Source organism: Pseudomonas sp. EA_65y_Pfl2_P78, assembly GCF_963970495.1.
GTDB lineage: Bacteria > Pseudomonadota > Gammaproteobacteria > Pseudomonadales > Pseudomonadaceae > Aquipseudomonas > Aquipseudomonas baetica_A.
Genome location: NZ_CAXAON010000044.1, coordinates 1 through 22,225 on the forward strand (window position 1 = coordinate 1; position 22,225 = coordinate 22,225).

Annotated in this window: 20 protein-coding genes; 12 read left to right on the forward strand and 8 right to left on the reverse strand. The window is 60.2% G+C overall.

Translation table 11 applies throughout. The annotated features are described in order from the left end of the window. The 4 genes from AACY02_RS23895 to AACY02_RS23910 all read left to right on the forward strand — a co-directional run. Window positions 1-1,922 (forward strand): RHS repeat-associated core domain-containing protein (locus AACY02_RS23895; protein ID WP_339434052.1); only part of this gene is annotated, 1,922 nt, incomplete at its 5' end. 84 nt (window positions 1,923-2,006) lie between these two features. Further along, entirely contained in the window at window positions 2,007-3,767 is a 1,761-nt protein-coding gene (locus AACY02_RS23900) for an ATP-binding protein (RefSeq protein WP_339434078.1), read from the forward strand. Continuing rightward, the gene (locus AACY02_RS23905) at window positions 3,767-5,098 is read left to right on the forward strand and encodes a sigma-54-dependent transcriptional regulator (RefSeq protein WP_339434053.1); all 1,332 of its coding nucleotides are present in this window, start codon (window positions 3,767-3,769) and stop codon (window positions 5,096-5,098) included. The genes AACY02_RS23900 and AACY02_RS23905 overlap by 1 nt, the downstream gene beginning before the upstream one ends. Window positions 5,099-5,406: 308 nt before the next feature. After that, window positions 5,407-6,726 (forward strand): MFS transporter, encoded by a 1,320-nt coding sequence (locus tag AACY02_RS23910; protein WP_221734371.1) that lies wholly within the window; start codon window positions 5,407-5,409, stop codon window positions 6,724-6,726. 75 nt (window positions 6,727-6,801) lie between these two features. On the opposite strand, the gene AACY02_RS23915 is transcribed toward AACY02_RS23910, so the two are convergent. After that, a complete protein-coding gene (locus tag AACY02_RS23915) occupies window positions 6,802-7,560 on the reverse strand; it encodes a COG4705 family protein (protein ID WP_339434054.1) in 759 nt (252 codons plus the stop codon). A 341-nt stretch (window positions 7,561-7,901) separates the two neighbouring features. Between AACY02_RS23915 and AACY02_RS23920 the strand changes: the two genes are divergently transcribed. Both AACY02_RS23920 and AACY02_RS23925 read left to right on the forward strand, forming a co-directional pair. Next, entirely contained in the window at window positions 7,902-8,180 is a 279-nt protein-coding gene (locus AACY02_RS23920; RefSeq protein ID WP_339434055.1) for a hypothetical protein, read from the forward strand. Between the two features lie 347 nt (window positions 8,181-8,527). Continuing rightward, a complete protein-coding gene (locus AACY02_RS23925; protein ID WP_339434056.1) occupies window positions 8,528-9,157 on the forward strand; it encodes a flavin reductase family protein in 630 nt (209 codons plus the stop codon). 4 nt (window positions 9,158-9,161) lie between these two features. Here the strand turns inward: AACY02_RS23925 and AACY02_RS23930 are convergent, their stop codons facing one another. Next, window positions 9,162-9,404, reverse strand: a complete 243-nt coding sequence (locus tag AACY02_RS23930; protein WP_339434057.1) for a hypothetical protein — start codon at window positions 9,402-9,404, stop codon at window positions 9,162-9,164. Between the two features lie 43 nt (window positions 9,405-9,447). Further along, window positions 9,448-9,801 (reverse strand): antibiotic biosynthesis monooxygenase family protein, encoded by a 354-nt coding sequence (locus tag AACY02_RS23935; RefSeq protein WP_339434058.1) that lies wholly within the window; start codon window positions 9,799-9,801, stop codon window positions 9,448-9,450. Window positions 9,802-10,137: 336 nt separating this feature from the next. On the opposite strand from AACY02_RS23935, the gene AACY02_RS23940 reads away from it, so the two are divergent. Further along, window positions 10,138-11,067, forward strand: a complete 930-nt coding sequence (locus AACY02_RS23940) for an AraC family transcriptional regulator (protein ID WP_339434059.1) — start codon at window positions 10,138-10,140, stop codon at window positions 11,065-11,067. Window positions 11,068-11,204: 137 nt separating this feature from the next. Here the strand turns inward: AACY02_RS23940 and AACY02_RS23945 are convergent, their stop codons facing one another. Both AACY02_RS23945 and AACY02_RS23950 read right to left on the reverse strand, forming a co-directional pair. Further along, entirely contained in the window at window positions 11,205-12,653 is a 1,449-nt protein-coding gene (locus AACY02_RS23945) for an aldehyde dehydrogenase family protein (protein WP_339434060.1), read from the reverse strand. After that, window positions 12,653-14,290: a 5-guanidino-2-oxopentanoate decarboxylase gene (locus AACY02_RS23950; RefSeq protein WP_339434061.1), complete on the reverse strand. Its 1,638-nt coding sequence runs from the start codon at window positions 14,288-14,290 to the stop codon at window positions 12,653-12,655. Before AACY02_RS23950 ends, AACY02_RS23945 begins: the two co-directional genes overlap by 1 nt. Window positions 14,291-14,436: 146 nt before the next feature. On the opposite strand from AACY02_RS23950, the gene AACY02_RS23955 reads away from it, so the two are divergent. Beyond that, entirely contained in the window at window positions 14,437-15,318 is an 882-nt protein-coding gene (locus tag AACY02_RS23955; RefSeq protein ID WP_339434062.1) for a LysR substrate-binding domain-containing protein, read from the forward strand. 122 nt (window positions 15,319-15,440) lie between these two features. On the opposite strand, the gene AACY02_RS23960 is transcribed toward AACY02_RS23955, so the two are convergent. Beyond that, entirely contained in the window at window positions 15,441-16,055 is a 615-nt protein-coding gene (locus tag AACY02_RS23960; RefSeq protein ID WP_339434063.1) for an NAD(P)-dependent oxidoreductase, read from the reverse strand. Between the two features lie 45 nt (window positions 16,056-16,100). Beyond that, window positions 16,101-16,979, reverse strand: coding sequence for an MBL fold metallo-hydrolase (locus AACY02_RS23965; protein WP_339434064.1), 879 nt, complete (start codon window positions 16,977-16,979; stop codon window positions 16,101-16,103). 114 nt (window positions 16,980-17,093) lie between these two features. Here AACY02_RS23965 and AACY02_RS23970 point away from each other — a divergent pair, with 114 nt between their 5' ends. Both AACY02_RS23970 and AACY02_RS23975 read left to right on the forward strand, forming a co-directional pair. Beyond that, window positions 17,094-17,999, forward strand: coding sequence for a LysR family transcriptional regulator (locus AACY02_RS23970; RefSeq protein ID WP_339434065.1), 906 nt, complete (start codon window positions 17,094-17,096; stop codon window positions 17,997-17,999). A gap of 120 nt (window positions 18,000-18,119) precedes the next feature. Continuing rightward, window positions 18,120-18,296, forward strand: coding sequence for a hypothetical protein (locus AACY02_RS23975; RefSeq protein ID WP_339434066.1), 177 nt, complete (start codon window positions 18,120-18,122; stop codon window positions 18,294-18,296). Between the two features lie 56 nt (window positions 18,297-18,352). On the opposite strand, the gene AACY02_RS23980 is transcribed toward AACY02_RS23975, so the two are convergent. Next, entirely contained in the window at window positions 18,353-19,237 is an 885-nt protein-coding gene (locus tag AACY02_RS23980; protein WP_339434067.1) for a helix-turn-helix domain-containing protein, read from the reverse strand. A gap of 177 nt (window positions 19,238-19,414) precedes the next feature. Here AACY02_RS23980 and pobA point away from each other — a divergent pair, with 177 nt between their 5' ends. Beyond that, complete coding sequence (gene pobA, locus AACY02_RS23985; protein WP_339434068.1) at window positions 19,415-20,608, forward strand: 4-hydroxybenzoate 3-monooxygenase; 1,194 nt, start codon at window positions 19,415-19,417, stop codon at window positions 20,606-20,608. A 79-nt stretch (window positions 20,609-20,687) separates the two neighbouring features. Then, window positions 20,688-22,205: an MDR family MFS transporter gene (locus AACY02_RS23990; protein ID WP_339434069.1), complete on the forward strand. Its 1,518-nt coding sequence runs from the start codon at window positions 20,688-20,690 to the stop codon at window positions 22,203-22,205. The last annotated feature ends 20 nt before the right edge of the window (window positions 22,206-22,225 follow it).

The window sequence follows — 22,225 nt, forward strand, 5'->3', positions numbered from 1 at the left end:
TCGAGCAGCAGGCCGGTAATCTTGTCCTCAGTCGCTGGACGTACGACCCGGCAGACAGTCGTCTGCACACTCAGTCCAGTCGCAAAGACACCGGCGCAGTGCTGCAAGACCTCGAATATTTCTACGACCCCGTCGGCAACATTACCCGCATCGAAGACCATGCCTTCCAGCCGGTCTATTTCGCCAACCAACTGGTCGACGGTCACCGTGATTTCAGCTACGACTCGTTGTACCGACTGGTCAGCGCCAGCGGTTACGACGACGGCCCGCTCTCGGACATTCCCGGCCTGCCAACGCCCACCGACCCTAACAACCGCCTCAACTATACCCAGACCTACACTTACGACACCGGCGGCAATCTGGTGAAACTGGTGCATGTACGGGCCGGCGCCAACCGCACCGTGCAGATGCGCATTGATTCAGTCAGCAATCGCGGCGTGCGCTGGAAACCGGATGATCCGGAGCCTGACTTCGGCACACTGTTCGACCGCCACGGCAACCAGCAGAACCTGCAACCGGGACAGGCCATGCACTGGAATGCACGGGATGAACTGCAACGCGTGACGCTGATTGCCCGAGACGGCACCGATGACGATGCCGAACACTACCGTTACAGCCAGGGCGTGAGGGTGTTCAAACGCCATGAAACGTACACCTACAGGACTGTGCACTTTCATCAGGTGCGCTACCTGCCGGGCCTGGAAATCCGCAACAAGGACAACTGCGAAGAACTGCACATCATCTCGGTAGGCAGTGCGCGTTGCCTGCATTGGGCGAAAAAACCACCCGATGAAATCGCCAATGACCAAGTGCGTTACAACCTCGAAGATCATCTCGGCTCCTGCGTGATGGAGCTTGATCAACAGGGCGACCTGATCAGCCAGGAGGGTTACTACCCGTTCGGTGCCACAGCGTGGATGGCCGCACGCCACGCCGTCGAAGTGCGCTACAAATTCATCCGTTATTCGGGCAAGGAGATGGATGTCAGTGGCTTGTACTACTACGGCGAGCGCTACTACTCGCCGTGGTTACAGCGCTGGATAAGCGCCGACCCGAATGGCGATGTCGATGGCCTGAACCTGTACGCCATGGTTGGCAACAATCCACTCCTGTACGTCGACAGGACCGGCGGAAAAAAAGCCGTATTCGAATTGCTTGGCGACTTTCTCGGGATGCTGGACAAGGCTCAGACAGCGGCGAACCAGATACATAATCTGGCGACTGAATTCGACGGGCTTGTTCCGGAAAACGCCGACATCAACGAACTGCGTGCAAGTATGACTTTCGGCACCTTCCTCAAGTCAAAACACGGCATAAAATCGGTCTTCAAGGGAATAGCTGCGGGAGGTACGGTAGTCGGGCTCTTGGGCAGCGTCGTACCGGGTGCCGGGAATGCCATCGGCCTGGCAGTCGGTGCGGTTGTCGGAGCCGTGGCGATGCCTTTGTTACGCTACCACTTCTTCAAGAAAGGTCTGAAGTTGGCGCAAACGCTACACACTCAAGAACTCAAGGATGGCCTGAATACGCTCGGCGAGACTGTTTCAAACGGGGTCGAAACAGTAAAGGATCTGGTCAATGGCGGCGCCGCCCTGATCGACGGCATAAAAACCTTCACCAATAACCTCAACGCCTACTCTGAGGATATTCAGCAAAGGTTCTACAAACAGCTGGACTCACTGGATGACGAAAAACAACGTCAAGTCATGAAGCTGGCGAGGACCGGAGTCGACCCGTTCGATGCCATCGACAGGATAAAGGAAACAGCTCAGACAGTACTCAACGCGCGTAGCGAAGCCGAAGAGGTTACCGAACGTCTGCAGCAACTGGAACAATCAATCACTGAAGAACCGAGACCCAGACCCGTTCCCAAACCGAGGTTGAATCTCCAGCTTCGACGCCAGGCGCGGGAAACCGCTGTCTGAGCGACGTGGTTCGCGCGAACATCGCGCTTCGCCACGTGGGCGCATGCTATCGTGCCCGCCCATCCTGCCGACCCTTCGCCCAGCATGCTGCCGACTTCCCGTACCTTGCGTCTGTCGTTGTATACCCTGCTGATCATTGCCGGCGCAGCGCTTGCTGCCATGCTTGCGATCCGCCACGCCGAACGCCAGGCGCTGGAGGAAGACGCCGCCCGCGCCAACCAGCAACTGGCGTTGTACGCCAATTCCCTGCACACCCTGATCGACCGCTACCGCGCCCTGCCCGCTGTGCTGGCGCTCGATCCGCAATTACGTTCGGCGCTGGCCGGGCCGGTCGATGCCGACGAGCAGGCGGCGCTGAATCTCAAGCTGGAAAAGATCAACGGCGCGGCGCAATCCTCGACCCTTGAACTGCTTGATCACACGGGCCTCGCTGTAGCGGCGAGCAACTGGCGCTTGCCGAGCAGTTACGTCGGCCACAATTACGGTTTCCGCCCCTACTTCAGCCAGACCCGCACCCAAGGCAGCGGGCGTTTTTACGCGGTGGGCGTGACCAGCGGGATTCCCGGCTACTTCCTCTCCAGCGCGGTACTCGGCGATAACAATGAGTTCCTGGGGGCGATGGTGGTCAAGCTGGAATTCCCCGAACTTGAACGCGAATGGAGCCAGGGCAACGACACGCTATTGGTCAGCGATGCACGCGGCATCATTTTCATCGCCAACCAGCCCGGCTGGCGCTATCGCTCGTTGCGACCGTTGAGCGCCAGCGATCTGGCCGAGATCAAGGCCACCCGTCAGTACGACAAACAGTCGCTGGTGCAACTGACCCATCTGTCGCTGCGCCTTTTCGATGACAACAGCGAACTGCGCCGGGTCGAAGGCCCGCAAGGCACAGCAGATTATTTGTGGGAATCGCTGCCGCTGGCCGCCGAAGGCTGGACGCTGCACCTTTTGCGTCGCCCGCAAGTGGCATTCGAAGACCTGCGCAACGCCGGGCTCGCCGCTGCCGGCGTGTGGCTGGCGCTGGTGTTTCTGCTGCTGTTTCTCAACCAGCGCTGGCGCCTGTCGAAAATCCGCCAGCGCAACCGTGAAGAGCTGGAGCAACTGGTCGAGGAACGCACTCGCGAGTTGCGCACCGCACAGGACGGTCTGGTGCAATCGGCCAAACTCGCGGCATTGGGCCAGATGTCCGCCGCGCTCGCCCACGAAATCAATCAACCGCTGACCGCTCAGCGCATGCAACTGGCGACGCTGCGCCTGCTGCTCGACCATGGTCGGGTCGATGACGCCTATAAGGCACTCAAACCGGTAGACGATATGCTCACGCGCATGGCCGCCCTCACCGGCCACCTGAAAACCTTCGCCAGAAAAAGCCCCGGCGGTTTGCGCGAGCGCCTGGATCTGGCGACGGTGGTTGATCAGTCCCTGCAACTGCTCGATGCGCGGCTGCGCGACGAACAGGTCAGTCTGGTGCTGCACCTGACTCGTCCGGCGTGGGTACGCGGTGATGCGATCCGTCTGGAACAAGTGCTGATCAACCTGTTGCGCAATGCACTTGATGCGATGCAAGGCAAACCGTGCAAGCGTCTGGAAATACGCTTGCAGGCCGATGAGCAACTGTGGCAACTGAGCGTCAGCGACAATGGTGGCGGCATTGCCGCAGAGCATCTGAACCAGGTATTCGATCCGTTCTTCACCACCAAACCGGTGGGCGACGGTCTGGGTCTGGGCCTGGCGGTATCTTTCGCCATCGTCCATGAGTCCGGTGGACGTTTGAGTGTGGAAAATGGCGAGACCGGTGCGGTGTTCACCCTGTCTGTGCCGATCGATCTGGAGGCACGTATCTGATGCTCAATTCGGTAATGGTGGTCGATGACGAAAGCAGCATTCGCAGCGCAGTCGAGCAGTGGTTGAGCCTGTCGGGCTTTGAGGTGCAACTGTTCAGCCGCGCCGAAGAATGCCTCGCCGCACTGCCCGCGCACTTTCCCGGAGTGGTCCTCAGCGATGTGCGCATGCCCGGTCTCAGTGGTCTGGAACTGCTGGCCGAGGTGCAGCGCCGCGATGCCGACTTACCGGTGATTCTGCTCACCGGTCACGGCGATGTGCCGATGGCGGTCGAAGCGATGCGCGACGGCGCCTACGACTTTCTGGAAAAACCGTTCAGCCCGGAAACATTGCTCGGCAGCCTGCGCCGGGCCTTGGAAAAACGCCGGTTAATCCTGGAAAACCGTGCCCTGCACGAGCAGGCCGACAACCGCGCCAAACTCGATGCGACGTTACTCGGCGTGTCCCGTGGGTTGCAGACGCTACGCCGGCAGGTACTGGATCTGGCAGCGTTGCCGGTCAACGTGCTGATCCGTGGCGAAACCGGCAGCGGCAAAGAGTTGGTGGCGCGTTGTCTGCACGATTTCGGCCCGCGTGCGGACAAACCATTCGTGGCGCTCAACTGCGCGGCGATCCCGGAGCAATTGTTCGAGGCCGAACTGTTCGGCCATGAAAGCGGTGCGTTTACCGGGGCGTCCGGCAAGCGCATCGGCAAGCTCGAATACGCCGATGGCGGCACGCTGTTTCTCGATGAAATCGAAAGCATGCCGCTGGCTCAGCAGGTGAAGTTGCTGCGGGTGTTGCAAGAGCAGAAGCTTGAGCGCCTGGGCTCGAACCAGAGTATTCGGGTGGATTTACGGATCGTCGCGGCGACCAAACCCGACTTGCTCGATGAAGCCCGGGCCGGACGTTTTCGCGAAGACCTGGCGTATCGCCTGAACATTGCCGAGTTGCGCCTGCCACCGTTGCGAGATCGCCGCGAAGACATTCCCTTGCTGTTCGAGACCTTCGCCCAGAATGCCGCTCTGCGTCTGGGCCGAACCTTTGCATCCTTGAGAGGTGCGCAGTTGAGTCATCTGCTCAGCCACGACTGGCCGGGCAACGTGCGCGAACTGGCCAACGTTGCTGAACGTCAGGTGCTGGGGCTGGATGAGCCGGCACCGGGAATTGATCCGGGGCAGTCGCTGGCAGCGCAGCAGGAGGCGTTTGAAGCGCAGTGCTTGCGCGCCGCGCTGACCCGGCACAAGGGCGATGTGAAAGCGGTGCTCGAAGAGCTGCAACTGCCGCGCCGCACGTTCAATGAAAAGATGCAGCGCCATGGGTTGAGTCGGGAGATGTTTGTTCCAGGCAGTTGAATGTTGCGGTGCCGATTCGGGCCACTTCGCGAGCAAGCCCGCTCCCACAGTGGTCGGCAGTGTTCACACGGTCTGTCCGGTGCAAGCGTGGCTTGCCCGTGAAGAGGCCGGCACAGGCAATAAAGACCTGCCCACCTCAATGAGCAATTTTCCGCTCACCACCCACCAGCCATAAGCGGATTTCCGCTCAAAAAAAACCGCCACCCCCTCTAAACCGGCCCTCTCCCCGTTGGCACAGCTCCTGCTATAGCCCCAGCAGGCTGCGTTTCTACGCGCTCCACAAAAACAATTAAACGAAGGATCCTTCAATGGATAACTCCAACGCCCTGCCTCTTGGGTCGGCTGCCGTGCCGGTCAAAGAACGAACCACCGCCAGCCGGATCAAGTCGATCTTCAGCGGTTCCGTCGGCAACATGGTCGAGTGGTACGACTGGTACGTCTATGCCGCCTTCTCGCTGTACTTCGCCAAGACCTTTTTCCCCGCGGGCTCTTCCACCGCGCAACTGATGAACACCGCCGCGATCTTCGCCGTGGGCTTCCTGATGCGCCCGATCGGTGGCTGGCTGATGGGCCTGTACGCCGACAAAGTCGGGCGCAAGAAAGCCCTGATGGCTTCGGTTTACCTGATGTGCTTTGGCTCCTTGCTGATCGCCCTGAGCCCCAATTACGAAACCATTGGCATCGGTGCACCGATCCTGCTGGTGTTTGCCCGTCTGCTGCAGGGCCTGTCGGTCGGCGGCGAATACGGCACCTCGGCCACCTACCTGTCGGAGATGGCGACCAAGGAACGTCGCGGTTTCTTCTCAAGCTTCCAGTACGTGACCCTGATCTCCGGCCAGCTCATCGCGCTGGGCGTGTTGATCGTGCTGCAACAGACCCTGACCACCGAGCAGTTGTACGCGTGGGGCTGGCGTATTCCGTTCGCCATCGGCGCGCTGTGCGCAGTCGTTGCGCTGTACCTGCGTCGCGGCATGGAAGAAACCGAGTCGTTCACCAAAAAAGAAAAAGCCAAGGAAAGCGCCATGCGCACCTTGATGCGTCACCCCAAAGAGCTGTTGACCGTGGTCGGCCTGACCATGGGCGGCACACTGGCGTTCTACACCTACACCACCTACATGCAGAAGTACCTGGTGAACACCGTCGGCATGAGCATCTCCGACTCGACCACCATTTCCGCGGCCACGCTGTTCCTGTTCATGTGCCTGCAACCGATCATCGGTGGCCTGTCGGACAAGATCGGTCGTCGTCCGATCCTGATCGCCTTCGGCGTGCTCGGTACGATCTTCACCGTGCCGATCCTGATGACCCTGCACACCATTCAAACCTGGTGGGGCGCGTTCTTCCTGATCATGGCAGCGCTGATCATCGTCAGCGGCTACACCTCGATCAACGCCGTGGTGAAAGCGGAATTGTTCCCGACTGAAATCCGTGCGCTGGGCGTCGGCCTGCCGTACGCACTGACCGTCTCGATCTTCGGCGGTACTGCCGAATACATCGCGCTGTGGTTCAAGAGCATTGGCATGGAAAGCGGTTATTACTGGTACGTCACCGCGTGCATCGCCGTGTCATTGCTGGTGTACATCACCATGAGAGACACCCAGAAGCATTCGCGGATCGTGACGGACTGATCGGGTTTCACAGCCACTGCAACCGTGGCTGTGCGGGTCCCTTCGCTGGCTTGCCAGCGAAGGGGTAACTCGATATCAAGTCAACTCGGCAGTAGCGTGTTGTGTGCCATAACGTTTCTGCGCATAAGAAGCCCCCACGATCATCGCCAGCAGAATCCCCGCCAGCACCGCCGACGAACCAATGGTGCCGAAGTCCAGCCCACCCTTCTCATGAGACTTGGTCATCAAGTCGCCCAGCGTTGCGCCAAACGGCCGCGTCAATACGAACGCCACCCAGAACAACAACACTGTCGAAATCTTCGTGAAGTACTTGAGCAGCACCACCACAGCAATGGTCGAGCCGATCAGCAATGCGCCGCCGGCAAAACCAAGCCCCGAATCGTCGGCCAGGTAATCCCCAAGCGCGGTGCCCAGGGTGTTGGAAAACAGAATCGCCATCCAATAGAACATCTCGCCACGCAAGGTCTGCACCTTGCTGACATTGAGCGAGTCACCGCTCAGTCGCCACGCCGAGAAGATCGCCAACAGAATCGCGATCAGGATCATCGAACCGGTGGCGTAACCCAAATCCAGCGTGCGGTCCATGAAGTCGGACATGGTGGTGCCGGCGGTGCTGGTGGACAAAATCACGATCCAGTAAAGCAGCGGCTTGTAGGTCTTGGCCATCAATTGCGTGATCAGCGTCAGGACGAACACGCTGATCAGAATCAACGAGCTGATCGCGTAGCCGACATTGAGGGTCATCGACAGCAAATCCCCCGCGGTTTCCCCCAGGGTCGTCGCGCAGATTTTCATGATCCAGAAAGCCAGGGTGATTTGAGGCAGTTTATTCATCGCGGGTAACGCTCCATTGTGTGACGGCCGGTTCTTGGTTTTCTGGCCGAGGGCAGACTGGCGTTGCAGCGGTGAAAAAGCGGTCGGGAATTCATGAAAAATCTGTCACAAACGGCAAAACAGCGATTAATCGCTGATTAATCCTGGCGCTGCATCCTGCCAACACCTGATCGATGACCTGCGTGTTGTTTGCTGCGAAGACGTAAGCGATTTAAATGCGCCGCCCTTAACATCAAATTAATCGATTGTTTTTAGCATTATTTTGCGCTTTTTAATCAATTTTATTGGCGTAGCATTTAACCCATGCAAGACACACCCCCAACGAATCTGGAGTAACGAACATGAAAACCAAACTGATCCTCGCCCTGACCCTGTCCGTACTGGCCGCCAACACCTTCGCAGCCGACGGTTTTGATCGCACCGGCTCGGCCATTGCCGCCGACGGCTACGACCGCACCGGCTCCGCCATCGTCGCTCAAGATGGCTACGACCGCACCGGCTCCGCCACCGTCGCTCAAGACGGCTACGACCGCACCGGCTCCGCCACCGTCGCTCAAGACGGCTACGACCGCACCGGCTCCGCCACCGTCGCTCAAGACGGCTACGACCGCACCGGCTAAGCCACCGTCGCTCAAGACGGCTACGACCGCACCGGCTCCGCCACCGTCGCTCAAGACGGCTACGACCGCACCCAACCAGCTTCGATCAGCTGATAATTCATTAACCAGCGCACAGCCCGGCTTCGGCCGGGCTCAGTCATTTCTGGGGCAAACAAAATGTAGGGTTCCACACAAAAACCCTGTGGGAGCGGGCTTGCTCGCGAAGGCGTCCGTTCAGTCGATACTGATGGCAACTGACACGACCTCTTCGCAAACAAACCCACTCCACAAGATTTGCATTTGTCTGGAAATTGCATCACCCGGCTTGCACTATTGCCCCTACCCAATGCACTCCAGGATCCCAAGCCATGCCCGATGACATCCATTTCTACGAACCCGCCCACGGCCACGGTCTGCCCCACGATCCGTTCAATGCCATCGTCGGCCCGCGCCCTATCGGCTGGATTTCTTCGCAGGATGCCAACGGCCAGTTGAATCTGGCGCCCTACAGCTTCTTCAACGCCTTCAACTACATTCCGCCAATCATTGGTTTCTCCAGCGTCGGACGCAAAGACAGCCTGAACAACATCGAACAGACCGGCGAATTCGTCTGGAACCTCGCCACCCGCCCGCTGGCCGAGCAGATGAACCAGAGCTGCGCGATGGTTGCACCTGAGGTCAACGAGTTTGAATTGGCAGGCCTGACGACAGTCGCATCAAGGGTGATTTCCGTGCCCCGCGTCGCCGAAAGCCCGGTGTCCTTCGAGTGCAAGGTCACGCAGATCATTCAGTTGCAACGCGCCGATGGCGAGACAGTGCCGAGCTGGCTGATCCTCGGCGAAGTGGTCGCCGTGCATATCGCCAAGTGGCTGTTGAAGGATGGGATCTACGACACCGCCGCGGCAGAACCGATTCTGCGCGGCGGCGGGCCGGCGGATTATTTCCAGCTAGGGCCTGAAGCCCTGTTCAAGATGTGGCGACCGGGGGCCGCCAAGTAACGGATTACCAGATAAGCTCGGCGTCTTCAGTGACGCCCTTGAGGCGATCCAGCTCATTGATGGCAGCGTCATCGGCGGCGATGGCGCCGGGAAACACCTGATCATCCAGCAATTTGTGAAAGCGCGGTGCACCGCCATCCACCAGGGCCTTGACCGCGATTGCCGCGTAATAACCCTTGTTGCCACCCAGTTCGACGGGGACGACTGCGGAAACTGCTTCGAAGTGTTCGAACTCTTTACGTGCCATGTCGCAAGTCCTGGCTCAGTCAATTAAGCCGGACATTAAACCCTCAACCGGCGAGTTTGTGTACCGGTGCCGAACATTGGCCGAGGGCCTGGGCTGGCGAGACATCCTTGAAGGTGTGGAAATCCAGACTGTTGACCACGAGCTCCTGCACCAGCTCGGCGAAGATTTCCATCGACGGGCTGCTGAAATACGCGGTCATCGTCTGCTGATTGCTCCAGAAACCGCAGACCATCCACAACTCGGGATCACACTGCGAATGCTGCAAGGCAAAGCTCAGGCAACCGGGCGCGGCGCGGGACGGTTCGATCAATGCGCTCAGGCGCACACCGAGTTCCGCCGAGCGCCCGGCGCGCGCTCGAACCAAGGCCATATGACTGACGGGAATCTGCTTGGACATGTTCAACCCTCCCAGGGAGTCGCGTGGCAGCCGGGGACGGGCTGCGACAGGATCCAAGATTAAGGGGCGAGCGCCAGGGGCCGTTAGTCGATTCCTGCCGTCGCGTTGCACAATCCTGCGAGACTGCGCGTTGTCGCTGCAACCGTCTGCAAAACCTCGTCACATGGCTGTCACATGCGTTTCAAGCAAGTTCCAGGCTCTGCGTCCCGCTATGGGCGGGAACATGAGCAACACCGCGCAGAATCAGGCAAGCATTTCGCAGAATGTGTCTACCGTTCACGCTTGCACAAACATATGCTCTGCTCCACTCCACATCCCTTGCCGAGGATGCCGTGCATGACGTCATTCGATCCGATTCAAGCCCCACTCGACGCCGACATGGAAAAGCAACGCGCTGAACTGGCGGCGATCATTCGCCGCAACACCACGGACGATGGCAGTTACGCCACGGCCATCGGCTCGCTGTTCATGTCGCGCCACACAAAGTCCCACGACTTCGCCCCGGTGCTGGCACAACCCGCCCTGTGCATCATGGCTCAGGGTCGCAAAGAGGTGCGACTGGTCGACGAGTTCTTCAATTACGATCCGCTCAATTATCTGGTGGTCTCGGTCTCGATGCCGCTGAGCGGGCGCGTGGTCAACGTGTCGCCGCAAGATCCGATCCTCGCCGTGCGTCTGGACATCGACCCGGCTGAGATCACCGCACTGATCGCCGACGCCGGCCCGCTCGGTGTACCGACCCGGCCGACCGGACGCGGTTTGTACGTTGAAAAAATCGACAGTGCGATGCTCGACGCGGTGCTGCGTCTGGCCCGTTTGCTGGATGCGCCGAAAGACATCGCCATGCTCGCGCCGCTGATCCGTCGGGAGATTCTCTATCGCCTGCTGCGCAGCCCGCAGGGCCATCGACTGTATGAAATCGCGATTGCCAACAGTCAGAGCCACCGCATCAGCCAGGCCATCAAATGGCTTAACGGCAACTTCGAGCAACCGCTGCGCATTGACGATCTGGCCAAGGAAGTGAACCTCAGCGTGTCGACACTGCATCATCGTTTCAAAGCGATGACGGCGATGAGCCCGCTGCAGTATCAGAAGCAATTGCGCCTGCAAGAGGCGCGGCGTCTGATGCTGGCCGAAGGGCTGGAAGCGTCGGCGGCAGGGTATCGCGTGGGGTATGAAAGCCCCTCACAGTTCAGCCGCGAGTACAGCCGTTTGTTCGGCGCGCCGCCGTTGCGGGATCTGGCGCGGTTGCGGCAGTCGGTCTGATCCAGACTTTTTACTGTGTTCGCTGCCCTCATCGCCAGCAGCCTGGCTTCCACAGTGGTGGTGTCCACAACATCTGTGTTCACTACGAACCCCCGTGGGAGCCTGCTAGCGATGGCGTCAGTCCGGGCCACTCAATTTCAGAGCGCCCGGATCACATGCTTGATTTCCTGAAACGCCGACAAGCCCCACGGCCCCAATTCGCGGCCGATGCTGCTCTGCTTGTAACCGCCCCACGCCGTCTGCGGGAAGATCACCTGCGGCGCGTTGAGCCACACAAGGCCCGCCTGCAGAGCCTTGGCGACCCGGTCGGCGGTCTCGGCGTTACGCGTCACCACACTGGCGACCAGCCCGAACTGGCTGTCGTTGGCCAGGGCAATCGCCTCGGCTTCGCTGCTGAAACGGCGCACGCACAGCACCGGGCCGAAAATCTCTTCGCACCACAGCGCACTGTCGAGGGGCACGTCAGTGAAGATCGTCGGCTGTAAAAAATAGCCGCGCGGCAGATCCGCCGGACGGTTACCACCGCACACCAGCTTCGCCCCGGCACTCAACCCACGGTCGATGTGGCCGAGCACACGCTGATACTGCGCCTGATTGACCAGTGCGCCCATTTCCACGTCCGGATCGAACGGTTCGGCCACGCGGATTTTTTCCGCGCGGGCCTTCAGGCGCACGAGAAACGCGTCCGCCAATTCATCGGCAACCAACACCCGGCTGGTGGCCGAGCACATCTGCCCGGCGTTGAAGAAACCGCCGCCACAGGCCAGTTCCACCGCCAAATCAAGATCAGCGTCTTCGAGCACCAGCAGCGAAGATTTACCGCCCAGTTCCAGGCTCACGCCCTTCACACTCTCGGCGGCGCGCTGCATCACTTGCACACCGACAGCGTTGCTACCGGTGAAGGAAATCCTGGCGATACGCGGATCCGCCGACAGCGGCGCCCCCACGGCCATACCGGTACCGCAGACCACGTTGAAGACGCCTTTGGGCAGGCCCGATTCAGCGATGATTGCCGCCAGTTCCAACTCGGGCAACGGCGTGACTTCCGACGGTTTGAGCACCACACAGCAACCGGCGGCCAGGGCCGGGGCGAGCTTCCATGCGGTGGTGACCATGGGAAAATTCCACGGCACGATCAGCCCGACCACACCGCACGGTTCGCGGCGCAGACGTGCGCTGAAATCATCGCTGGGCAGCGGCACCTCCGTGTCTTGTTGCGCGTCGAGGCCCTCGGCCAGTTCCGCGTAATACTCGAAGGTGGCGATCACGTCGTCGACATCGATGCCCGCTTCGAATTGCGGTTTGCCGTTGTTGCTCGATTGCAACTTCATCAAGTCCTCGCGGCCATTGCGCACGCCGTTGGCGATGTTGCGCAGGATCGCGCCGCGTTCGGCCCCCGTGGTGGTCGACCAATCCTTGAAGGCTTCGGCGGCCACGGTCACCGCGTGATCGACGGCCCGCTCATCACCGCCATTGACCGTGGTCAGCAGCGCTTCGGTGGCCGGGTTGATCACGCGCAAATGCTCGCGACCGGCCGACCATTGGCCGTTGATGTAGAGGCCGTCGAGTGTGGTTGGAAAACTCATCATTTGGCCACCGCCTGCATCCATTGATGCTGGTCGATTTCGATCACGCTCGGCCCCTGACGATCCGTCGCGGCGCGCAGCGCACCACGCAATTGCTCAACCGAGCTGATCGCCTCGGCCGCGCAACCCAGCGCCTTGGCCACGCCAATGAAGTCCGGGGCGTAGATGTCGACGCCGACCGGTTCGATGGCGCGGTTGACCATGTATTTTTTGATTTCTTCGTAACCCTGGTTATTCCACAGCAAGACGATCACTGGCGTGCGCGCTTCGACGGCGCTGGCCAGTTCCGGCAGGGTAAATTGCAAACCGCCGTCGCCGATCAGGCACACCACTGGCGGGCGCGCACCGTTGTCGCAGTGGCCGCCAAGCCACGCACCGATGGCTGCCGGCAAAGCGTAACCGAGGGTGCCGTAACCGGTCGACGAGTTGAACCAGCGGCGTGGACGCTCCGGGTTGAAGGTCAGGTTGCCGGTGTACACCGGTTGCGTGGAGTCGCCGACGAACACCGCGTCCGGCAATTCGTCCAGGACCGTTTCGAGGAAACGCGTCTGGGCCAGGGTCGGGGCATCCCAGGTCGCGGCCAGATCATCACGCAGACGTGCCGCACGCATCTGGCCCCAATCGTTGCGGCGCTCGGCCAATGGTTTGTGCGACAACGCACTGAGCAGCGCCTGTGCCGCGTTGCGCGAATCGGCGACCAACGCGAGATGCGGCGGGTAGTTGCGCACCGTCTGATCAGCATCGATATCAACGCGCAGCAGCTTGCCGGGAATCTCAAAACCGCCGGCGAACGTGACGTCGTAATCGGTCTCGGCCAGTTCGGTGCCGATCGCCAGCACCACATCGGCATCGGCGACCAGTGCACGAGTGGCAACCAGGCTTTGCGTCGAGCCAATCAACAGCGGATGACTGGACGCCAGCATGCCTTTGGCGTTGATGGTCAGTGCCACGGGCGCGTCGAGCAACTCGGCCAGTTCGGTGAGTTCAGCGGCAGCATCAATGGCACCGCCTCCAGCAAGAATCAACGGACGCTGGGCGCCGGCCAGCAACTCGGTCATGCGGCTCACGGCGGCCGGCGCAGCGCCGGCCCGGTCGATGTTGACCGGGACGCTGAGGAGCAATTCATCAGCCTCCTCAACCAGCACGTCCAACGGGATTTCGATATGCACCGGACGCGGTCGCCCGGCCTGAAACAGCGCAAAGGCGCGCGCCAGCACCACCGGCAACTCAGCGGCCGACATCAGCGTGTGGGAGAACGCCGCGACGCCCGCGACCAATGCGCTCTGGTTCGGCAACTCGTGGAGCTTGCCACGCCCGCCTCCCAACTGGCTGCGCGACTGCACGCTGGAGATCACCAGCATCGGTATCGAATCGGCGTAAGCCTGGCCCATCGCCGTGGTGATGTTGGTCATGCCGGGGCCGGTGATGATGAAGCACACGCCCGGTTTGCCACTGGTGCGCGCATAGCCGTCGGCCATGAACCCGGCGCCCTGCTCATGCCGTGGCGTGACGTGGTTGATGCTCGAACGGGCCAGCCCGCGATACAGCTCCACGGTGTGTACCCCGGGAATGCCAAACACCTGCTCGACCCCGTAATCCTCGAGTAACTTGACCAGTACTTCGCCACACGTCGCCATGTCGATTGCCCTTTATATTCAGTTGAAACACAGGGCCCTGGGTGGGAGCGGGCCGTGGAATGGGCTCATTGAACGGGCAGCAGGTAGCGGCAACAATCGATTAAAAGTCATACTAGCCATGTCCTCACGTCATACCTTGGATCCCAATGAAGCGATTGCCTCCCCTGCCCGCCCTGCACACCTTTCTGATCACCGCGCAGTGCTGCAACTTCACCCGGGCGGCCGAGCAGTTGCACATCACCCAGGGGGCCGTGAGCCGACAGATCGCCGGGCTTGAGGATCATCTGGGTTATGAGCTGTTCATTCGTCAGGCGCGTGGCCTGGCGCTGACGAGTGAAGGTCGCGAATGGCTGCCACGGGTGGAGAAAATCTTCGGCCTGATCAGCGAAGGTACCGAGCAGATCGGTCTCAAGCGCCAAACCCTGCAAATCAAGGCGCCAAGTTGCGTGATGCGCTGGCTGGTACCGCGTCTGCTGCAATGGCAGAGGGAACGCCCTGACGTGCCGGTCAAACTGACCACCACGCTGGCCCATGGCGTGGACTTCCAGCGCGAGCCATTCGATGCGGCGGTGATTTACGGAGCGCCGCCGGACAACTCCTCCACAGCCCTGCATCTGTTTGATGAGCAACTGACACCGGTCTGTTCGCCCGCGTTGTTGAAAGGCCCGCCGGCGTTATCCGCACCGTCCGATCTGCAACAACATCTGCTGCTGCATCCGACCGCAGACACTCAGGACTGGACCGTGTGGTTGACGGCCGCCCATCTGCAATTGAGCAATGTGAACATGGGCCAGCATTTCGAGACGCTGGATCAGGCGATGTCGATGGCGTCCCACGGGACGGGTGTGGCGATCGGGGATTGGTCGCTGATCGGCGATGACTTGCGTGCCGGACGACTGGTGATGCCGTTCGAGCTGAAGGTGAAGACGGGGCTGGCGTATTACGTGGTGTTGCCGCAAGGCGGGGAGCCATCACCGAAGCTGGAAGAACTGATGATCTGGCTGGTGGAGCAGGCCCACACCCGCTGAACACCCTAATCGAATGTACAAGCGGGCTTGTTCGCGAAAGCGGTGTATCGGTCACCCATCAGGTTGACTGATACTCCCTCTTCGCGAGCAAGCCCGCTCTCACATTTGTTCTGCGCTGTTGCTTAGTAACCGACCGTAAACCGCTGACGCGAATGCTTCGGCGCCTCAACTTCGTCGATCAGCGCAATCGCGTAATCGGCAAACGTGATCCAGCTGCGACCTTCGGCACTCACCAGCAAGTGATCCTTGCCGACCCGGAATGTGCCGGTGCGCTCACCTTCGACAAACTCCGCCGACGGCGACAGGAACGTCCAGTCCAGTTCCGTCTCCTGACGCAGCGCATCCAGAAACGCGGCACCGGCGCTGGCTTCGACTTTGTACTCTGCCGGAAAACCAGCGCTGTCGATCACCCGCGTGTCGTCCGGCAGCAATAGCGAACCGGCACCGCCAACCACCAGCAGACGCTTCACCCCCGCCTGCTTCACCGGCCCGACAATCGCGCGGGCCGGCACCGTGGTGAAGTGCGCGGCGGTGATCACCACGTCGTGACCGGCAACGGCATCTTGCAGCGCCGCCGAATCCAGCACATCGACATTCTGGCTGGCCACACCCGCACGGGTTCCGATCTTCGAGGTATCGCGAGCGATGGCGGTGACGCTGTGGCCGCGGCGCAGGGCTTCTTCCAGCAATTGGCTACCGGCACGACCGGTGGCACCAATGATTGCGATCTTGCTCATGACATTCTCCAGTTGGCTTGAGAGTGCTGCGTTTTCAGAATCGGGTTACCACTGCATCTCGCCCTTGGCGACTTTGGCGCTCAGCGCCAGCGAGCTTTCTTCACCCAGTTTCGGGTAGCGCTTTTTCATCGCGGCGATCAATGCGGTGGAGTCTTTGGCCTTGGCGGTTTCTGTGTCGAAAGCCTTAATGTAGTCGGCGGTGAATTTCACGCTGGCCAACGAACGGCTGCTGTCACCGAGGTAGTGACCCGGCACCACGATTTTCGGCTTCAGGGTTTGAATCGAATGCAGGGTCTGCAGCCAGTCGGCGTGGGATTGCGCGGTCTGGGTGTCGGCCATCCAGACGTGGATGTTCTCGGCGACAACCACACCACCGACCACAGCCTTGAGCGACGGAATCCACACAAAGCTGCGATCCGGTTGCTTGCCGTCCAGCCCGATCACCTGCAATTTCTGCCCTTCCAGCATCAGGCTGTCGCCCTTGAGCACGCCCGGCACAATGGTTTTGGCCGGTACGTCGGCGCCCATTTTCGGCCCCCAGAACGCGAGTTTGCCGGCGACGGTTTGATTGATGTGATCGACAGTCGGCTGCGAAGCCAGCACCTTGGCGTCAGGAAAGGCTTTGGTCAGGGTATCGAGGCCGAAGTAGTAATCCGGATCACCGTGGCTGATGTAAATGGTGGTGAGTTTTTTACCGCTGGCGCGGATCTTTTCGACGACTTGCTCGGCCTGGGATTTACCAAACTGCGCGTCGACCAGGATCGCGTCCTTTTCGCCACTGACCAGTACCGAAGTCACCGGGAAAATGGCTTGGGTGCCAGGATTGTAGACATCGAGGGTCAGGTTGGCAGCAGCGGCATGCGCGGCGAAACCGAGGGTGGCAGTGGCAAGCAAAACGCGTTTGAGAGTGGTGAAACCGATCATCTGTTGCTCCGGTGTCCGAATGCCGTGTCTGGCGATGGGACAGAGCTTAGTTGCATGAGTCAGTACAAAAAATGCGATGCTTGGACATAGTTTGTTTCTGAAAGCGGGCAAATCATGGATCGTCTCCAAGCAATGCGGGTGTTCGTCACAGTGGTGGATCTGGGCAGCCAGTCAGCGGCGGCCGATCATCTGGACCTTTCACGCCCGGTGGTTTCACGTTATCTGGCGGAACTGGAGGACTGGGTCGGCGCACGCCTGATGCACCGCACCACGCGCAAGTTGAGCCTGACCGCCGCCGGCAGTGAAATCCTGCCGCGCTGCCGGCAGATGATCGAGCTGTCGACTGACATGCAGGCCGCTGTCAGCGAGCCCCACGATGCACCGCGCGGGTTGCTGCGGATCAGCGTCAGCACCTCGTTCGGCCAGGCACAACTGGCCGACGCGATGGCCGCCTACGTCAAGCGCTACCCCGGTGTCAGCATCGATATGCAGATGCTCGACCGCACGGTGAATCTGGTGGATGAGCGTATCGATCTGGCGATCCGCACCAGCAATGATCTGGACCCGAACCTGATTGCCCGGCGCCTGACCGTTTGCCGTTCGGTGGTCTGCGCGGCTCCCGCGTATCTTCAGGAACATCCGGCGCCGCAACGGGTGGAAGAGTTGAGTCAACACAACTGCCTGACCCACTCGTATTTCGGCAAGAGCCTGTGGCATTTCCAAGAGGATGGCGAACCGGTGTCGGTGCCGGTACAGGGCAACATCAGCGCCAACGAGGCCAGCACATTGTTGCGCGCGACGCTGGCCGGCGCGGGGGTGGCGATGCTGCCGACCTATCAGGCCGGGGTGCATATTCATGCCGGAGAGTTGATTCGCTTGTTGCCCCACGCCGAACCGCGGCAGATGAACATCTACGCGGTCTATGCCTCACGCAAGCACATGCCGGCGGCGCTGCGCAGCATGCTGGATTTTCTGGTACTCAGATTCCCAGAAAACCCGACGTGGGATATCGACCTGTAACCCCGGTCATAACGGCTCTGAATGTCACGCTAGATGCGCAAACGCTGACGCTGGCAAGTCGTCACCGCTGACCTATGCTCAAAGTAGTACCCAAGGGTATACGTTCAGAGGTCAGACACCATGAACATCAAAACAAGAAGATACCTCGCGATTTTCATCACCTGCGCCGCCACACTGGCGTTGTACGGCACTGCAGCCTGGCGGGTCGAGCAACTGCGACAACTGCCTCGCGAATACGCCAGTTGCAACCTGGAGCACTGCATTCCACACAATGCCACGCTGAATGCGTTGCGTTGATGTAACAACGCGCAAACGCGGCCTGCTCCCACAGAGGGATTGAGGTGTTTACAGGTTTACTGCTCGGCCTTCAGGCGGTCGCGGAAAGCCTTTGGCGAAATCCCCACCCGGCGCCGGAACAGGCGCGTGAAGTTGGTCGGATCGGAAAACCCCAACAACTCCGACATCTCGTAAATCGTCATGCTGGTGTACGTCAGCAAGCGCTTGGCTTCCAGTAACTGGCGCTCGTGCATGATCTGCAACGCCGGCTGCCCCGCCAGTTCACGGCAAGTGCCATTAAGGTGTGACACCGAAATCCCCAACCGATGCGCCAGGTCTTCGACCTTCACATGCTGGCGATACGTCTCTTCCACCAATTGAATAAAACCGTTGAGGTATTCACGCTGGCGCTGCGGCCGCTGGCTGGCGTTATGGCGCACGATCGCCTGACGACTGACCCAGACCATAATCACGCTGACCAGCGAATGCATGAGCATTTCCCGCGCCGGTTGGTGGCCGTTGTACTCGGCCTGCAACGCAGTAAACAGGCTGTTCAGGTAATCGCCGTCCTTGCCCGCCGAATAGCTTTCAGCCAGGGCCAGAGCGTGTACCGAATCGCCCAGTTGCGCCTGCAAATGATGGATCAGCGGCGTGGCGAGGGTGACGATAAATCCTTCGACGTCCTCGGAAAAACGGAAGCCGTGCACCGACAGCGGTGGCAGCACCTGAATCGCGGGCGTGTGCAGTTGTGTGCGCTGACCTTCGATTTCAAGCTCTGCCTGACCTTTGAAGACGAAGAGCAATTGGCACAAATCGGCGTGGCGGTGGGGTTTGATTTCCCATTGATGTTCGCGACTGCGTGAAGAAATGGTTTCACAGTGCAGCAAGTCAGGGGTTGGCCAGTCCAGGCTTTCACCGTAGAGCTTGAACACCGGAATCGAAGGCAGCTCAGGCTTGTTCATCACTTCAATCCAGGCCTCGGGGTTGTGGGCGATAATCGCACCGATTGGCAGAATGTACAGGCATCGGCTCAGTTTTCACCTTCAATTGACAGACCCGCAAGGGAAAAATGCAAGCACTCGATCCATAAAAATCATTCAACGGTCTTGGCCGTGTGAAGCTTGCGAGTCATAAAAACAATGAAAACGCTGAAAACCCAAGTCGCCATCATCGGCGCCGGTCCATCCGGATTGCTCCTCGGCCAGTTGCTGCACAACGCTGGCATCGACACCCTCATCCTCGAACGCCAGACACCCGATTATGTACTCGGCAGAATCCGCGCCGGCGTGCTTGAACAAGGCATGGTAGAGCTGTTGCGCCAGGCGGGCGTGAGTCAACGGATGGACGCCGAAGGTCTGGTTCACGGCGGTTTCGATCTGGCGCTGGACGGGCGCCAGGTGCACATCGATCTGCACGCGTTGACCGGCGGCAAAACCGTGATGATCTACGGCCAGACCGAAGTCACCCGCGACCTGATGGCCGCTCGTCGGGACGCGGGCGCACCGACGATTTATCAGGCGATCGATGTCGTTCCTCACGGCATGAAAACCGACGAAGCCTTTGTCACCTTTGAAAAGGACGGCGAAACCTGGCGCGTCGACTGCGACTACATCGCCGGTTGCGACGGTTTCCACGGCGTCGCCCGGCAGTCGATTCCGGCTGACAGCCTGAAGGTCTTCGAACGGGTTTATCCGTTTGGCTGGCTGGGAATTCTGGCCGACACGCCACCGGTGCATGAAGAACTGGTCTACGCCCGGCACGAACGCGGCTTCGCACTGTGCAGCATGCGTTCGGCAACTCGCACCCGTTATTACCTGCAAGTGCCGGCGGATGAAAACGTCGATGACTGGAGCGATCAGCGCTTCTGGGATGAACTGAAGTCCCGTCTGCCCGTGGCGCTTGCAGAAAACCTGGTCACTGGGCCGTCGATCGAGAAAAGCATCGCGCCGTTGCGCAGTTTTGTGGTCGAACCGATGCAATACGGACGGATGTTTCTGGTCGGCGATGCCGCGCACATCGTCCCGCCTACCGGCGCCAAGGGCTTGAATCTGGCCGCCAGCGATGTCAGCACACTGTTCAATATTCTGCTGAAGGTCTATCGCGAAGAACGCGTCGACCTGCTCGAGAAATATTCCGAAATCTGCCTGCGTCGGGTGTGGAAGGCCGAGCGGTTTTCCTGGTGGATGACGTCGATGCTGCATCGCTTCGACGATCACGATGATTTCAGCCAGCGCATCAGCGCCTCGGAACTGGACTACTTTGTCAGCTCGCAAGCAGGGCGAAAAACCATTGCAGAAAATTACGTCGGACTTCCTTACGAGGCTATCGAATAGCTTCCTACCGACTTACACTGGCGAGCCTCCCCGCTCGCCTGGCCATTTGCGGGACTCTCACTGCCCGCAGGTGTTGTTCGTGCCCCATCTCAATCATCCCGAAACGCCCAAACCGGCCATTCGCAGCGTGCTGGTCGCGCTGATGATGGCGATCTTTCTTGGCGCACTGGATCAGACCATCGTCGCCGTGTCGATGCCGGCCATTTCCGCCCAATTCAAAGACGTCAACCTGTTGGCCTGGGTGATTTCCGGGTACATGGTGGCGATGACCGTGGCGGTGCCGATCTACGGCAAGCTCGGTGATTTGTATGGCCGGCGCAAACTGATGCTGTTCGGCATGGGCCTGTTCACCCTCGCCTCATTGTTTTGCGGCATGGCGCAAAGCATGGAGCAACTGGTGCTGGCGCGGATTCTCCAGGGCATCGGGGCCGGCGGGATGATTTCGGTCAGTCAGGCGATCATCGGCGACATCGTGCCGCCACGCGAACGCGGACGCTATCAGGGTTACTTCAGCAGCATGTACGCGGTGGCCAGCGTCGCCGGGCCGGTGTTGGGCGGCTACATGACCGAGTACCTGTCGTGGCGCTGGGTGTTTCTGATCAACCTGCCGCTGGGCCTGGGTGCTTATTGGGTGGCGCGGCGTAACCTGCGCGGCCTGCCGATCCCGCAGCGCAAACCGATCATCGATTACCTCGGCACATTGCTGATGATCATTGGCCTGACCGCTCTGTTGCTCGGCATCACCCAGATCGGTCAGGGTCATTCGTGGCGCAGCAGCGAAGTGCTTGGGCTGTTCGCGTGTGCGGTGCTGGTGCTGGCGCTGTTTGTCTGGCATGAACGCCGCGCGCGTGAGCCCTTGCTGCCGATGCACCTGTTCGCCAACCGCAACGCCCTGCTGTGCTGGTGCACGATTTTCTTCACCAGTTTCCAGGCGATTTCGCTGATTGTGCTGATGCCGCTGCGTTTTCAAAGCGTCACCGGTGCCGGGGCCGACAGCGCCGCGTTGCACTTGCTGCCCTTGGCCATGGGGCTGCCAATCGGCGCCTACTTTGCCGGGCGTCGCACCTCAGTGACCGGTCGTTACAAACCGCAGATTCTGACCGGCGCGATGTTGATGCCGATCTCGATCCTGGGCATGGCCTTCAGTCCGCCAGAGGCCACGCTGCTCAGCGGCGTGTTCATGTTGCTCAGCGGGATTGCCGGCGGCATGCAGTTCCCTACCTCTCTGGTAGGCACGCAGAACTCGGTGGCGCAACGCGACATTGGCGTGGCCACCAGCACCACCAACCTGTTCCGCTCGCTCGGCGGCGCGGTGGGTGTGGCGCTGATGTCGGCGCTGTTGCTGGCATTGTTGCAGGACTCCAGTTTCGCCCACCTGGCGAGCAGTTCGCTGATGAGCGAGGGGCATTCGGGCAATGTGTTGCTTGATGGTTTGAACGCGGCGCCGGGTGATGCTCGAAACGCTTTGCGGGCGGAGCTTTCGGTGACCTTCCGGCATTTGCTGTGGGTCAGTGCGGCGGTGTCGCTGCTGGGGCTGACGGCGGCGATTGCGATGCCGAACAACTTGCTGCGCGGCAGAGAGCACGGCACCCAATAGCAGCCATGCCCACTCCCACA

Coding starts and splice junctions, on each gene's coding strand:
- AACY02_RS23905 (WP_339434053.1), top strand. CDS start 3,767: ATGCTCAATTCGGTAATGGTGGTCGATGACGAAAGCAGCATTCGCAGC.
- AACY02_RS23915 (WP_339434054.1), bottom strand. CDS start 7,560: ATGAATAAACTGCCTCAAATCACCCTGGCTTTCTGGATCATGAAAATC.
- AACY02_RS23980 (WP_339434067.1), bottom strand. CDS start 19,237: ATGAACAAGCCTGAGCTGCCTTCGATTCCGGTGTTCAAGCTCTACGGT.
- AACY02_RS23920 (WP_339434055.1), top strand. CDS start 7,902: ATGAAAACCAAACTGATCCTCGCCCTGACCCTGTCCGTACTGGCCGCC.
- AACY02_RS23965 (WP_339434064.1), bottom strand. CDS start 16,979: ATGATCGGTTTCACCACTCTCAAACGCGTTTTGCTTGCCACTGCCACC.
- AACY02_RS23955 (WP_339434062.1), top strand. CDS start 14,437: ATGAAGCGATTGCCTCCCCTGCCCGCCCTGCACACCTTTCTGATCACC.
- AACY02_RS23940 (WP_339434059.1), top strand. CDS start 10,138: ATGACGTCATTCGATCCGATTCAAGCCCCACTCGACGCCGACATGGAA.
- AACY02_RS23930 (WP_339434057.1), bottom strand. CDS start 9,404: ATGGCACGTAAAGAGTTCGAACACTTCGAAGCAGTTTCCGCAGTCGTC.
- AACY02_RS23900 (WP_339434078.1), top strand. CDS start 2,007: ATGCTGCCGACTTCCCGTACCTTGCGTCTGTCGTTGTATACCCTGCTG.
- AACY02_RS23925 (WP_339434056.1), top strand. CDS start 8,528: ATGCCCGATGACATCCATTTCTACGAACCCGCCCACGGCCACGGTCTG.
- AACY02_RS23975 (WP_339434066.1), top strand. CDS start 18,120: ATGAACATCAAAACAAGAAGATACCTCGCGATTTTCATCACCTGCGCC.
- AACY02_RS23950 (WP_339434061.1), bottom strand. CDS start 14,290: ATGGCGACGTGTGGCGAAGTACTGGTCAAGTTACTCGAGGATTACGGG.
- AACY02_RS23910 (WP_221734371.1), top strand. CDS start 5,407: ATGGATAACTCCAACGCCCTGCCTCTTGGGTCGGCTGCCGTGCCGGTC.
- AACY02_RS23960 (WP_339434063.1), bottom strand. CDS start 16,055: ATGAGCAAGATCGCAATCATTGGTGCCACCGGTCGTGCCGGTAGCCAA.
- AACY02_RS23970 (WP_339434065.1), top strand. CDS start 17,094: ATGGATCGTCTCCAAGCAATGCGGGTGTTCGTCACAGTGGTGGATCTG.
- pobA (WP_339434068.1), top strand. CDS start 19,415: ATGAAAACGCTGAAAACCCAAGTCGCCATCATCGGCGCCGGTCCATCC.
- AACY02_RS23945 (WP_339434060.1), bottom strand. CDS start 12,653: ATGAGTTTTCCAACCACACTCGACGGCCTCTACATCAACGGCCAATGG.
- AACY02_RS23935 (WP_339434058.1), bottom strand. CDS start 9,801: ATGTCCAAGCAGATTCCCGTCAGTCATATGGCCTTGGTTCGAGCGCGC.